Source organism: Phascolarctobacterium succinatutens CAG:287 (genome assembly GCF_000434895.1).
Taxonomy (GTDB): Bacteria; Bacillota; Negativicutes; order Acidaminococcales; family Acidaminococcaceae; genus Phascolarctobacterium_A; species Phascolarctobacterium_A succinatutens_A.
In genome coordinates this window covers 26,288-38,639 of record NZ_FR892771.1, presented here as the reverse complement: position 1 = coordinate 38,639, position 12,352 = coordinate 26,288, and the positions used below count along the sequence as shown (strand labels likewise).

General features: G+C 45.5%; 16 protein-coding genes and 1 pseudogene. 16 read left to right on the top strand and 1 reads right to left on the bottom strand.

Going from position 1 to position 12,352, the window contains the following annotated elements:
* The first annotated feature begins 1 nt into the window (after position 1).
* From BN587_RS02655 to BN587_RS11705, 12 genes are all read left to right on the top strand, one after another.
* Positions 2–292, top strand: coding sequence for a hypothetical protein (locus tag BN587_RS02655; RefSeq protein WP_021719602.1), 291 nt, complete (start codon positions 2–4; stop codon positions 290–292).
* Positions 279–1,058, top strand: coding sequence for a hypothetical protein (locus BN587_RS02650; protein WP_021719601.1), 780 nt, complete (start codon positions 279–281; stop codon positions 1,056–1,058). Before BN587_RS02655 ends, BN587_RS02650 begins: the two co-directional genes overlap by 14 nt.
* A gap of 20 nt (positions 1,059–1,078) precedes the next feature.
* The gene (locus BN587_RS02645; RefSeq protein WP_021719600.1) at positions 1,079–1,405 is read left to right on the top strand and encodes a hypothetical protein; all 327 of its coding nucleotides are present in this window, start codon (positions 1,079–1,081) and stop codon (positions 1,403–1,405) included.
* Positions 1,405–1,701: a hypothetical protein gene (locus BN587_RS02640; RefSeq protein ID WP_021719599.1), complete on the top strand. Its 297-nt coding sequence runs from the start codon at positions 1,405–1,407 to the stop codon at positions 1,699–1,701. The genes BN587_RS02645 and BN587_RS02640 overlap by 1 nt, the downstream gene beginning before the upstream one ends.
* Positions 1,694–2,284, top strand: coding sequence for a hypothetical protein (locus BN587_RS02635; RefSeq protein WP_021719598.1), 591 nt, complete (start codon positions 1,694–1,696; stop codon positions 2,282–2,284). The genes BN587_RS02640 and BN587_RS02635 overlap by 8 nt, the downstream gene beginning before the upstream one ends.
* An 11-nt stretch (positions 2,285–2,295) precedes the next feature.
* Positions 2,296–2,946, top strand: coding sequence for a hypothetical protein (locus tag BN587_RS02630; protein ID WP_021719597.1), 651 nt, complete (start codon positions 2,296–2,298; stop codon positions 2,944–2,946).
* Between the two features lie 10 nt (positions 2,947–2,956).
* Positions 2,957–3,472, top strand: coding sequence for a DUF4376 domain-containing protein (locus tag BN587_RS02625; RefSeq protein ID WP_021719596.1), 516 nt, complete (start codon positions 2,957–2,959; stop codon positions 3,470–3,472).
* A gap of 11 nt (positions 3,473–3,483) precedes the next feature.
* Positions 3,484–3,993 (top strand): phage holin family protein, encoded by a 510-nt coding sequence (locus BN587_RS02620; RefSeq protein WP_021719595.1) that lies wholly within the window; start codon positions 3,484–3,486, stop codon positions 3,991–3,993.
* Positions 3,994–3,998: 5 nt separating this feature from the next.
* The gene (locus BN587_RS02615; RefSeq protein ID WP_021719594.1) at positions 3,999–4,373 is read left to right on the top strand and encodes a YcbK family protein; all 375 of its coding nucleotides are present in this window, start codon (positions 3,999–4,001) and stop codon (positions 4,371–4,373) included.
* A gap of 1 nt (position 4,374) precedes the next feature.
* Entirely contained in the window at positions 4,375–4,776 is a 402-nt protein-coding gene (locus tag BN587_RS02610; RefSeq protein ID WP_021719593.1) for a hypothetical protein, read from the top strand.
* A gap of 674 nt (positions 4,777–5,450) precedes the next feature.
* Entirely contained in the window at positions 5,451–6,389 is a 939-nt protein-coding gene (locus BN587_RS02605) for a Fic family protein (RefSeq protein ID WP_021719592.1), read from the top strand.
* A gap of 42 nt (positions 6,390–6,431) precedes the next feature.
* On the top strand, positions 6,432–6,584 hold the full coding sequence (locus BN587_RS11705; RefSeq protein WP_303684789.1) for a hypothetical protein: 153 nt from the start codon (positions 6,432–6,434) through the stop codon (positions 6,582–6,584).
* Positions 6,585–7,038: 454 nt separating this feature from the next.
* Here BN587_RS11705 and iadA read toward each other — a convergent pair whose 3' ends face one another.
* Complete coding sequence (iadA, locus tag BN587_RS02600) at positions 7,039–8,208, bottom strand: beta-aspartyl-peptidase (protein WP_021719591.1); 1,170 nt, start codon at positions 8,206–8,208, stop codon at positions 7,039–7,041.
* Positions 8,209–8,507: 299 nt separating this feature from the next.
* On the opposite strand from iadA, the gene BN587_RS02595 reads away from it, so the two are divergent.
* The 4 genes and pseudogenes from BN587_RS02595 to BN587_RS02580 all read left to right on the top strand — a co-directional run bounded on the left by BN587_RS02595 (position 8,508) and on the right by BN587_RS02580 (position 12,335).
* The gene (locus tag BN587_RS02595) at positions 8,508–9,314 is read left to right on the top strand and encodes an SH3 domain-containing protein (protein WP_021719590.1); all 807 of its coding nucleotides are present in this window, start codon (positions 8,508–8,510) and stop codon (positions 9,312–9,314) included.
* A 58-nt stretch (positions 9,315–9,372) separates the two neighbouring features.
* On the top strand, positions 9,373–10,158 hold the full coding sequence (locus tag BN587_RS02590) for a hypothetical protein (RefSeq protein WP_021719589.1): 786 nt from the start codon (positions 9,373–9,375) through the stop codon (positions 10,156–10,158).
* Between the two features lie 181 nt (positions 10,159–10,339).
* Positions 10,340–10,771 (top strand): annotated as a pseudogene (locus tag BN587_RS02585) (FKBP-type peptidyl-prolyl cis-trans isomerase); the annotation flags it as partial.
* A gap of 148 nt (positions 10,772–10,919) precedes the next feature.
* Positions 10,920–12,335: a hypothetical protein gene (locus tag BN587_RS02580; protein WP_044484064.1), complete on the top strand. Its 1,416-nt coding sequence runs from the start codon at positions 10,920–10,922 to the stop codon at positions 12,333–12,335.
* The last annotated feature ends 17 nt before the right edge of the window (positions 12,336–12,352 follow it).

Sequence of the window (12,352 nt, the reverse complement as noted above, 5' to 3'; positions counted from 1 at the left end):
AATGCCGCAAGGAATAGAGATATATAAAGGTGGCAGTCCGACGATAAGCGTTACCACGTCGCTTTGCCGTGTGTTGGGCAAAGTTGATTTGACCGACTCTCAAGGGGCTATTGTCTGTGAAGATAGCAGGCTATGGGCTTATGTATATCGCATATCTAGCGGCGGTTCCTACCCGGTTAAAATTACAATTAATGGTAATACGATTAATTGGATATATCTGGAGGATGCTATTTATGGAGCAGGCACAAACAAATACGCAAAGGGGATGAGGCTTGTTTATGGCAGTTACTAAATACATCGAAGTCAGAAACAATGATAACATTGTTACGATTGACGATAATTATCAAAACCTTGTGCGTGATGGCAAAAGCTTTAGAGTTAGAAAATATAAAAAATGTAATTCGAGATCAGAATTTGTCCCTAGCAACAACGAGATATATCAGTATTTTAAAGATGAAAACCATTGGGACATATTAATTACATTTGACGTTGATGAGAGCATAAACGAGATATTGGCTTTCAGTGCGCCTGCAGATGAGCTTGTTAAATTCTTTCCGCTACGGATACGAGACAGATATATGATTAATATAATCGTGCCGCTTGACGCAAACTATGGCGACAGTGAGTCAAGTTTACAGGTGTATTTGGGAAGAATCAGCTTTGCAAAATATAACAATCGCGATTTAACTGCTCCGGAACACGGCGCAGGTTTGATGATTTATAACAAAGACGGCAAGCCTATATTTAGTTCAGAAGAACAGTATCTGCGTGTGCTACATTATTATTTTAAATGCACCGAAAAATTGCATGATGCACAACAGGTTTTTGAAAATACTATCTTGGATTTTGATGAAGGAATAAAAATTGCACCGTTCTCAGCCTGCAATTTTTGGCGGTACACGCCACAGGTTACAATAAATTACAGGCTCTATATCACATTTTTGTCAATGACATCAATCAAAATCAGTGTGCATGCCTATGGTGGCTTTTTCAACCAAGGCGAATTCGGCATATCTGGAGCCATAGAGGTAACAACATCGTTTATGGTTATCGGGTAATTTGGGAGGAGGTGATATAGATGTTTTCGGTTCAGGATAACAACATTGCAATGATTAGAGGAGATAGCGGTATTTTTAAAATTGATGTCACTGATGTAGCAGGCAATGCAGTAGCGTTGGATGACAACGATGTATTGACGTTCACTTTGCGCAGAGCAACACGCAGTCCGACTATTGTTCTTCAGAAAACTATTACGGACGGCATGTTAACAATTCATCCGGCAGACACGGAGAAAATGGAGTTTGGCATGTATGCATATGATGTTGAGCTTAAACGTATCAACGGCTTCGTTGATACGATTATCCCGCCACATAAATTTCAGCTTTTGGAAGAGGTGACATACTGATGAAGCTTATCGGTACATTAACCTTGGCTAAAGCTGCTGTGCTGCAGGGTGAACTTGTATCAAACGCTGCTGTCCTACATGGAACACTTAGTGCAGTGCGTGAAGGATTTGGGGGCTCGCCGTATACCGGTGATTATGTTGCTCGCTCCCGAATCAACGATGATTATCTGTTGCCGACGGCCGAACGCTATCTGCAGCGGGATATTACAGTAAAAAAGATACCTTATTACGAGACCAGCAATTTATCAGATGGTCTTACTGTGTATATTGGAGAGGAGATTGAAATCAATGGCTAACAAAAATATTTCTAAGGTTGTGTATGGTGGCAAAACCCTTATCGACTTGACAGCAGATACCGTTACGGCAGATAAAGTCTTAAAGGGCTATACTACCCACGATAAGAGTGGCGCACCCATTACCGGTACCTGTACATTTAATGCTGACACCAGCGACGCTACTGCAGCTGTGGCGGAAATTCTTACCGGAAAAACTGCTTACGTAAATGGCGTCAAACTGACCGGTACCATGAAAAATAACGGTGCTGTTACTGGCACTATCAGCACCAAGGGCGAGTCCTACACTATTCCCGTCGGTTACCATGACGGCTCTGGCAAGGTTGCTATCAGCTCCACCGAGCAGGCTAAGATTATTGCCACCAACATCAGAAGCGGTGTTAAAATTTTGGGCGTAACCGGTACCATGAGCGGCACCGAGGGCGCTAAGGCCGAATCCAAAACTGCGACTCCGTCTACTTCTCAGCAAACCATTTTGCCGGACAGCACAAAAGGGTTTAATTACATCTCCCAAGTCGTTGTTGAGGCGATTCCTTACAACGAAAGTGATAACCCTCAGGGCGGCGTTACTGTAACAATCGGTTAAGGAGATTACTTATGGCAGTGAACAAAGTTGTATACAATGGTGCAACGCTGGTCGATTTGACCAGCGACACTGTCACTGCCGACAATTTGGCGGCAGGAGTTAAAGCTACAGGTGCTGATGGCAACCCCGTTGTTGGGTTACTTCCTATGGTTACTATTGATGCAGAATTGTCTGATGCTAGTGAAAATCCAGTACAGAATAAAGTGATTAATGCTGCTTTTTCGGGATTGGGGACTAAAATGAAATATGGCTTCCAATCTCTTTCTGAGTGCATACCTGAAAAATTAACTGATTTGGAAAATGATGCGGACTATGCGACAAATGACATGTTACTTACTAAAATAAATTCGCTAGCTAAGGTAGCAACTAGTGGCAACTATGATGATTTAATAAACAAGCCCCATAAAGTATCACATATAATGATGGGGCAGACAGTACAGGGTGGTGTTATTCCTATCCCTCAAGGAGCTAACCGCGAAAATTGCTATTATGCGGTATGGATATCCGACTTAAACCAAGAATTAAAGAATGTTACACGGATTGTATGTAAGGTTAATCAAGGCTCTGGAAGAGTAATTTGCCGCGCAACTATTGAGGATGCTGAAGGAAATGTGACAGACTATAATCCTACTGTTAACTATTTATGCATAGTATATGAATAAAGGAGTAAAGATGTATTATATTTTTAACGAAAAAGGTGAAATAGTAAGTACCAGTACTGCGGCCCCAGATTTGATTGATTTGGCTACTAGAACAGAAGTAGCTGTTGAATCTGCGATAGATTACGATTTGAATGAGATTTGCTTGAAGGATGGCAGCATTACTCTTAAACCTATTGATATTGAAACAGTTAAGCAACGCAAAATCCTCATGCTCAAACAACGACGTGATAAAGCTGAAGTTGCTCCCGTTGCCTACAATGGAAATACTTATGACTACGACAGCAAGGCTCGTGAACGCATAGCGGCTGCAATCGTTGCTTTAGACCTGCAGGGTGAGGACGCGAATATTGCTTGGACTACTGCTGACAACCAGGATGCCATTGTAACTGCTGCGGACCTGCGTGCTATCGTAGCAGCGGTCGCCGTACGCTCCAATCTCCTGCATATTGCTTACCGCAAGGCAAAGGCGCAGGTGGAAGCTGCAGGCACAGCGGAAGAAGCCGATGCTGTTACATTAGAATTATAGGAGGTAAAGAGATGGATTTCTTAGCTTTACGTATGGCCGTTTATAACGCGGCGCACACTTTGACTCATGGTTTCACCTATAAATCGGTGATTGGAGCTATTTTGGCCGTCTTGCTGCACAAACACGCGGTGCTGTTTATGGTTTTTACCGCGTTGGTATTTTTGGACTGCTTCACTCGCTGGATGAGCCTGTCATACAAACGCCTGCAGAGCATGGGTCAGACTCCGTCTGTAATGCAGATTATAGGCGGCATTGAGGCAGCACGTGCGGAAGGATTGATTTCCTCGGAAGTGATGAAGCATCGCTTTGTTGGCAAGGTCATCGTGTACATCCTTTGTGTGCTTGCCGCTGTGCTGGTAGATTTGGCGATGATTACGCTGCATCAGCCTGTATGGGCTGTCCCATTGGTGGCAGGGTATCTGGTAATCACGGAGCTGCTGTCTATTTGCGAGAACCTCAATGACGCTGGTATTGAGGCAGTGCAAGGTCTTGTTAATGTTATCAAAAAGAGAAGAGGTTGATTGTTATGGCTATGTTATCTGCTCATTTTTCTGAGTCCGAATTTGCTTGCAAGCATTGCGGCGAGCTGCCTGCTTATGGCATTAGCTCTGCATTGCTGACTGGTCTGGAACGCTTGCGTGCACGCTTAGGTCGTCCCATAAACATCACCAGCGGCTATCGTTGCCCGGTACACAATGCCAATGTAGGCGGTGTGTCTAACTCTCAGCATGTCGCTGGTACTGCTGCAGATATCTATGTTGAGGGCGTATCTACACGCGAGCTGGCCCGCATCTGTAAGCAGATTTTTGATGGTGTTGGTACTTATGTATCGCAGGGTTTTGTGCACGTCGACATGCGTGCTGGCGGCTCCGTGCCGGGCTATTATCTGTGGGAGGGCTAAGATGTGGAAAAAATATTTCGCAGTTACTGCAGCTACATTGTGCTTGCTGTTGCTTGCCTCTGCATCGGAGGCATCATCGGCTACAACTTACACGATGACGGCGGCGGAAATGTCAGCACTCGACAACAGGTTGAGTCTGCTGCTGCAGCAAACCAAGAGCACCAGGCAAGCGCTGGCAGAATCACAAGCAGCGCTGAACGAGTCGAGAGCAGAATTGAGCAAGCTCAAGACGGAATCAATAAAGCTGCAGATAGAGCTGCAAGCTCAGAGCAGCTTATTGGAGAGTGCCAACAAATCCTTGCAGGCATCCGCGCGCGAGGAGAAGCGCGTTAAAAGACAGCGGCTGCTTTGGCAGATTATTGCCGGCGGTGTAGTTGTAGTTTTAGTCAAGGAAAAGCTGTAACAAAAAGCCGGGGCAGGAAAAAACAAGGGAACGTCGAATTTATTATTAATAGCTTATTAAGTAATGTTCGATTTGAATAGCTTGAACAATGGGTACATTGTGGCCGTTTTGTGTCCGCTGACAAAATGTACCCTAAAGCGATTTAATTACAATAGATGTAGCTTAGTTGCTTCAATCCCTTATTTAAGGCAGTTTTCAACTAATATAAATGAAATCTTATGGCTGTAAAATACCTATGATGAAGCTAGTTCTATTGACTAGCCATGTGGAGTCAGTAGTATTGATGACTAAGGTACAGAAGTAAATATAAAAAAGGCTTAAAATAAAGCATTTTCGGGTATTCGATAACTTCATGTGAGTTGAACGGATGCCCGATTTTTACTTTGTAGGAACATAACAAGTGCAGAAATCCGAGGTTTGAGTTGACAGATGGCAATGTAGTCCATTACGGATACATTGAGAAATTCATCGAGTCCCTAGGTTAGAAATATAACATCCGTGAAATTGCCTATGACCGTTGGGGTGCTGTGCAGATGGTACAAATTCCTGTGCATATTGAATTGGGGAACATTTCAATGTGATTTGTTAAGAAAATGTTCCCTAATTCATATTGAATATTGGGGAGCATTGTACTATAATAATTATACAATTTGTTCCCCAAAGGAGGAAATGCTATGGCAGTACAATATCAAGATATACAGGAATTACTAAGAAGTCGAGCTGACCTTCATGTAAGACTGAATCTGATGCCTTATGATGGGACACCTGAAATTAAAGAGCGTGGAGATGGGAAATATCTTTATGTCAGAAAGCGTGTGGCAGGTAAACAGACATCGACTTATGTAGGCGCATATACAGAAGAATTATATAATCTGCTTCTTCGTAACGCGAGAGAAGCCAGAGAAATCAGAAAAGAACTTCGTAGTATAGAAAAGCAGCTTGCTGCCGCCGGATATTCGGAAGATGAACTTTCTTCTGATGTGATAAACAATATTGCATTTGCACGAGCAAATATGAAAATGAATATCTATGATCAGGCTGTTTTGGAGGGTGTTGCTACATCGTTCCCACAGACAGAAGAAATCATAGAAAACGGAAAAGTATCTGGTATGACAGCTACTGATGTTCAAAAGATTTTGAACTTAAAACACGCATGGGAGTTTATCCTCGACCGTGATGTGGTTGCCAGTCTTTCCGACTACTATATGCTCAGTCACATTGCAAGGCTTGTTAATGAAGGTTTCTTTGCCGAGGGTGGCCGTATTCGTGGCGTGCCAGTCACGATTGGTGGTTCATCCTATGTTCCGCCGTTGCCTAATGAGTTGGAGGTAAAAGACAGAATCCGCGAGATTGCCGAAGAAAATGATGAGGCTATCAATGTTGCTATCAAACTGTGTTTGTATTGTATGAAAACGCAAGTATTCCTGGATGGTAATAAACGAGCATCTGTAATTTTCGCAAATCATTATCTGATTGCACACGGTGGAGGTTTTCTGGTAATTCCCGAAAAGGAAGTGCCGCAGTTCAAGCAGTTGCTTGTAAAATATTATGAGGGTAAAGATATTTCTGTTATCGCCACTTTCATGAAGGAACGCTGTTGGAAAACGATGTAAATCAAATAAGAATCCTATCTTGGGGAGCATATTCTGTTATTTGTGATGAAATTTGCTCCCCATATTAGGGTTGATGGATTGAAAGAGGGTTTAATGCCTGTCACACCACATATTCTTATGACGCAAGGAAGATGTAGTGAAGATGCCGATAAGTATTTTCTTTCACATATTTCAGATGATGCGGTAATGAAATAATTAGAACCAATGCTAATGAGTTTGTAATTCATTTTGACACGGTTCAGTCAAGTGAAAGCACGTAGATATATTCCCGCAAACGGCTCAAACACGAAAAAGGCTATGGAATTGTTCCCATAAACGGCAAAACAGCCAAGTAATTCAGCCTATCGTATCGTTTTATGTTGAGTGCGTCACCCTGCTCACTAGGAGCTGAGCGACGCGGTGAGCAGCCGGTGCGCGCCATGCGATAGCCGTCCAAGAATGCGAGCGTGAGCGAAGCAAGATTGGGGACGGCGAACCGCTGAAACTGTAGTGATCTTAAACCGCATGAATACGGCATTTTAAGGGTTTTGCAAGGGTGAAAAACGGCAGTGGCCGCCAGTTTTGAATGGCTTGCGAGCTGAATTCGTAATCTAAAACATCCCCTACATAAGCATAGGCTTGTGCAGGGGATGTTTATAATTTACACTCTTTATTTTTCAAAGGTGCCTTTGACAAGCGCTTCGCCTGCTGCCACCATAATCTGACCTTTGGCAATTACAGTATCTACGTCATAGGTGTCACTGTAAATAATCAGGTCAGCATCACTGTCAGGCTGCAGGCAGCCCTTTTGCGGATACAAGCCGTTGGCCTGCGCCGGATTGCTGCTGACAACCTTTGCCACAACCTCCGTGGGAATGCCTGCAAGCAGAGCATCCTTAACCTCCTCCTGGAAGGAATCAGGCGATACAGCAAGCTGCTTTTGGCTGCCATCGGGAAGCGTTACGCTCATGCAGCCGTTAGCATCTGAGCTCATGGTGATTCTATCCAGTGGCACGCCTTCTTCGTAAAGAATCTTGATGGCGTCACTGGGCTTGACGCAGGCAGGGAAGCCATCCTGCTCCCTGATGCCGGAGGTGATATCCACATAACCGCCTAAGCGGGCAAACTCCTTGGCCTGCTCAAAAAGATGGAAAGCGCGGTTGACGTGGGTGGGGATAAAATGACGGGCGGGGATTTCTGTTTCCTTGACAATTGTCAGCAGAACATCCATGCCACGCTTGCCTACGCCCATGTGGAACTGCACAACGCCGGCCTTGCCGGAAAGCATACCGCCCAGGCGAGCCTGCGTAAGCACCTTTTCCAGCTCTTCGCGCGTAGGCTGCGAGCTTCTGTGGTCAGATAAGGCAACCTCGCCGATGCCAAGGCATTCGTTAATCAGGATGATGTCGCGGCGCACATCACCGGTCATGTTATGCAGGGGGATTTCGTAGGAGCCGGTGAGCATGTACGCGGTGATGCCTTCATGCGTCAGGCCTCTGGCCTTCGCCAGCAAGCTTTCGTTGTGTCTGGAGGTGCCGTCTGTACCCAAAACGCCTACTACGGTTGTAATGCCAACCTTCGTCAGCTCGCTGAGGTTGATTTCCGGCGTGCGGCTGTAGGGACCGGATTCACCGCCGCCGCCGATGATGTGTACGTGCTGGTCAACATAACCGGGGACTACCTTGCGCTTTTGGGCGTCAAGGATTTGGCAGTCTAAGCCTTGCGGTGCTGCAAGCTGTTGGCCTATTTTGGCGATTTTGTCATTGATGATCAGGATGTCGACGATTCCGAGGGGGTGCGGAGCGTAGACGTCCGCGTTTTTAATGAGTAAGCATTTCATGTGAGGATTCTCCTTTTCTGAAAAATTATTTATGCTTTAATTATACACTGAATTGTTGAAAATGGTATATGAGAAAAGGAAGCTTTATGGAATTTAATGGTATCATATAGCTAATAAATAGCTGAAACGCTTGCGGAATCCTGATAACGTATAAGAATCCAATAATTATTTCATAAAATTCCCCCCTCTCCCTACCCGAATTCACGCTTTCGGGTGGGGCGCTTTGCTTATTTTCACGCTACAATATAATCAGAAAACAACTGCCCGTAACGCAGATGGCAGGAATAGGAGGGATGGATATGCAAAAGAAATTATTCTTAAGCGCAGCGCTTGGTTTGGCAATGTTTGCCAACACTGCCTTTGCCGAGGTCAACACAGCTTATTTGGCCAACGAGCTCAGGTCTTATCCCGGATGGCCGCTGGAGGTATATTGCAACGCAACAGATGTGAATGTCAGAACGCAGCCTAACACTGATAGTGAAGTTCTTACTATGCTGCAAAAGGGAGATAAATTTTATGTAAGCAGAGTTGTGGACGTAGTAAACAGTGAATACACATGGCTTCTTGGTACTACTGAAAAGGGTCATGTTGGCTTTATGGCAAGCAAATATCTTGATTTAACACCGAAAGCTGCCAGCGCAGCAGGACGCTTTAATGCTGCCCTGGAAGCAGATTGGATTATGGAGCCTGAAATTTTTGCTTCAGGTGCCTATTACCCGGGGCCTGTGGAGCAGAATACGGATGATACTATCTCCTATGCCGATAAGAAGCTGCAGGTCGGACCGCGCTTGTTCTATATAGATTCGTCAAAAAACAGAGTTAGTGAGGTGAAAATCAATAAGCTTCATGGCATGATGGCAGGCTATGCTGTCGGCCAGCTGCTTAATACTGACAGCCAGATTCGTTTGGACGGTTACCTGAAAATGAACGGCTGGGAGTATGATTATATGAGCAGAGGCCGTTCTGATACGCATCATATGATCGGCTGGGTAAAATATGCCTATAACGCAAGGGGGCAAAAATTCCTGCACAAGAGCTTTTATGTGAAATTGGATTCTAAAGAGGTGATTTCGGAAATTATTTACTGCGAGCATGACGTTCATTAAGCAAAGTAAAGGACAAAGCAATTTTTTGCTAAAGCATCTTTTGACAGGAGGTGGCGTAATGAAGCGGAAGCTGTTTAAGAGCATGTGTCTGGCAATGCTTCTGGTGGCGTTTGCCGGCTACGGTGCGAAGGAAAATACCGTATTACCGCAGATGAATTTGCCTAAGGCGGAGGCCGCTGCCAAAGCAGCGCCGGTCTATGAGCAGGAATATACGAAGGTTGTAGACAGCGTTTATGAATTTATCGCTGACGGTATGAGTGATAACCTGCCGGAGCAGGGAAAAACAGGCATCTGCGAGGTGCGGGATTTCGCCAAGCGGGAGGCGGCCCTGCAGCAGCTTGGCTACACGCTGCAGGATATCAGCGGCGACGGTGTTCCGGAGCTGCTTATCGGTTGGATTAGCCAAAAACGCGGCGCGGGGCATTACGGTAAGGAGATTTATGCGATTTACACCTTTGCGGACGACAGAGTGAAATACGTTGCGGAGGGCTGGAGCCGCAGCAGTCTGCAGCTTATGGCAAATGACAATCTGGTGACACGAGGCGGCACCGGCATTTCGCATCAGGTGCTTGCTGTGGAGCATTTGCAGCCTGACGGCAACCTCGGATGCTATGAGCTTTATTTTACCTGGCCAAAGGATGACGGCCTTGGCGTTTACCGCAACATGAACTGTAGAAGTGAGGCAGATGCTGCGCAGGAAACAGATATGACTGTGGAAGAGTTCAATGAAATGAGGTCTGAATACGCTAATAACAGTGTTGAAATTGAATATTTGCCGTTGAAGGACTTCAAAAAGCAGGGCTTTAAGGGTCTGATGAGGCAGTATCTTTCTGCAGGAAGGTGAATAGAAGCGCTGATGTGCAGAGCCTGAAATATTATGGCAGTCGGAATTTAACCGGCTACCGTTTTTTTGAGGTGAAATAAACAGCGATATATAGTATAATATACATAACTGTAACTGATATACGCTTATACCGGCTTTATATCAAATATTTTTATGAGGTGAATTAATAATGAGCAATGAATTAACCGGACGTAATGTAGGAAAAACCTGTCGCGTACACTATAAAGGTACCTTTAATGACGGCAAGCAATTTGATTCTTCTTATGATCGTGGCGAGCCGTTGGAATTTGTTTGCGGCGCAGGCCAGATGATCAAAGGCTTTGATGCAGCTGTTGCAGACCTGGAGGTTGGCGCTGAAGTTGACATCCATCTGCTGCCGGCAGAAGCATATGGCGAGGCTGACCCGAAGGCTATCTTCACCATGCCGATTGCCCAGCTGCCGGGTTCCGAAAACCTGACCGTTGGCCAGAGAGTTTACCTGCAGAACCAATTTGGTCAGCCCGTACCTGTACTGGTAACCGAAAAGGATGATACCAATATTACCTTTGATGCTAACCATGAAATGGCCGGTAAGGAACTGAACTTCCATATTGAGCTGGTAGAGGTAAAATAAAGCTTCAGTCTTGTTTGCGATAAAATATTACTTGCTCTTATAGTCTATGGAACTTGCTATATGAATATGTTATAATAACTTATGTACAATAGCATATTATAGGTACAACTAATATTTGGGAGTGTATATTTTGGATTATAAAATTGTTATGCCCAGTGGTATTGTTTTTGACTTCAGCAACATGGTTGGAGCGGGCAGACTGCAAGCGCAGGAAGTGGAGCAGGCACTGCAGCAGCAGGGAGCCGCAGCCGAAAAGGCTGTGTGCGAGCTGCGCCGTACCGGTTTTTCCAAGAATCATTTATCTAAGGATGGCACGCCGGAGCATGTTTACTTTCCACGCATGCCATATATTGCTGACGGCAACCCCAATACGGAGCAGTCGATTATTAAGCTGATGCGCTACAGCAAGCATCTGCGCAGCAAGGATGTCGTAATCTTTTTGGGCGTTGGCGGCTCCTACCTGGGCAATAAGGTGCTGTTTGATGCCTTTGGCGGTTATCATTGGAATACCAGTGCAACGCTGCGCCAAGGCCAGCCCTGCATTTATTTTTCCGGCAACAATCTTGACCCGGTGGACTGCAATTCACTGCTGTTCAAGATGCGCCGTATGGCTGGAGTAAGTGCGCAAGCAGGCAAGAAGCTAAAGATTATGCTGGTGCCGATTTCCAAATCCGGTACTACGCTGGAAACAATTTCTGCTTTTACGTATTTCTATGCTAATCTGTCTCAAAACGCAGATATCGACCTTGACTGCACGGTAGTTACTGATTTAAAGGCTCCGGTGGAAAATGCGCCGCTTTTGCAGCTGGCGGAAAAATTTGGCTGGGAGCGCTTTGACATCAAGGAGGGCATTGGCGGACGCTTCTGCATTATGACTGACCCGGGACTCGTAACGATGGCCGCTCTTGGCGGTGATATCGAGGAGTTTTTGCGCGGTGCGCGTGATATGGATATCTATTGCCAGCAGGCGGAGCTTGCGGAAAACCCGGCGCTGCTCAACGCTTTACTGAAATTCATGGCCTATGAGCGAGGACGCGATATAGAAGTGTTCATGCCGTACAGCATGCGCTTGAAATCGTTGAGCGAATGGTATGTGCAGCTGCTGGCGGAATCGCTTGGCAAGCGCCGTAACCGTGAGGGTGCAACTGTTTACTACGGCAGAACGCCGATTGTTGCTGTCGGCACAACGGATATGCATGCACAGACACAGCAGCATCAGGACGGTCGTCTGAATAAGGTGGTGCAGTTCCTGGAGGTTGCCAATCCTGAGGTTGAGGCAGTTTTGCACAATCCCTTTGCCGATGTACCATTCTTCGATAAGTACGAGGGAATGGATATGGCGAAGGCTCTTAAAGCGGCGCTGAATGCCAATGAAGCGGCGCTGACGGGTGATAACCGTTATAATGCGCGCTTTACACTGCCGAAGCTGAATGAGTATTATCTTGGTCAGCTGATGTACTTTTTGATGCTGACGATTGCCTACGAGGGCGAGCTGGCGGATGTGGATGCATTTGACCAGCCCGGCGTTGAGGTATATAAGAAATTAATGAAGGCTCAGCTGTAAATTTTAAAAGAAAAAAT

What these genes read in the sequence shown, in the direction of transcription:
- BN587_RS02655 (WP_021719602.1), top strand. Translation starts at nt 2, where the DNA reads ATGCCGCAAGGAATAGAGATATATAAAGGTGGCAGTCCGACGATAAGC.
- BN587_RS02650 (WP_021719601.1), top strand. Translation starts at nt 279, where the DNA reads ATGGCAGTTACTAAATACATCGAAGTCAGAAACAATGATAACATTGTT.
- BN587_RS02645 (WP_021719600.1), top strand. Translation starts at nt 1,079, where the DNA reads ATGTTTTCGGTTCAGGATAACAACATTGCAATGATTAGAGGAGATAGC.
- BN587_RS02640 (WP_021719599.1), top strand. Translation starts at nt 1,405, where the DNA reads ATGAAGCTTATCGGTACATTAACCTTGGCTAAAGCTGCTGTGCTGCAG.
- BN587_RS02635 (WP_021719598.1), top strand. Translation starts at nt 1,694, where the DNA reads ATGGCTAACAAAAATATTTCTAAGGTTGTGTATGGTGGCAAAACCCTT.
- BN587_RS02630 (WP_021719597.1), top strand. Translation starts at nt 2,296, where the DNA reads ATGGCAGTGAACAAAGTTGTATACAATGGTGCAACGCTGGTCGATTTG.
- BN587_RS02625 (WP_021719596.1), top strand. Translation starts at nt 2,957, where the DNA reads ATGTATTATATTTTTAACGAAAAAGGTGAAATAGTAAGTACCAGTACT.
- BN587_RS02620 (WP_021719595.1), top strand. Translation starts at nt 3,484, where the DNA reads ATGGATTTCTTAGCTTTACGTATGGCCGTTTATAACGCGGCGCACACT.
- BN587_RS02615 (WP_021719594.1), top strand. Translation starts at nt 3,999, where the DNA reads ATGGCTATGTTATCTGCTCATTTTTCTGAGTCCGAATTTGCTTGCAAG.
- BN587_RS02610 (WP_021719593.1), top strand. Translation starts at nt 4,375, where the DNA reads ATGTGGAAAAAATATTTCGCAGTTACTGCAGCTACATTGTGCTTGCTG.
- BN587_RS02605 (WP_021719592.1), top strand. Translation starts at nt 5,451, where the DNA reads ATGGCAGTACAATATCAAGATATACAGGAATTACTAAGAAGTCGAGCT.
- iadA (WP_021719591.1), bottom strand. Translation starts at nt 8,208, where the DNA reads ATGAAATGCTTACTCATTAAAAACGCGGACGTCTACGCTCCGCACCCC.
- BN587_RS02595 (WP_021719590.1), top strand. Translation starts at nt 8,508, where the DNA reads ATGCAAAAGAAATTATTCTTAAGCGCAGCGCTTGGTTTGGCAATGTTT.
- BN587_RS02590 (WP_021719589.1), top strand. Translation starts at nt 9,373, where the DNA reads ATGAAGCGGAAGCTGTTTAAGAGCATGTGTCTGGCAATGCTTCTGGTG.
- BN587_RS02580 (WP_044484064.1), top strand. Translation starts at nt 10,920, where the DNA reads ATGCCCAGTGGTATTGTTTTTGACTTCAGCAACATGGTTGGAGCGGGC.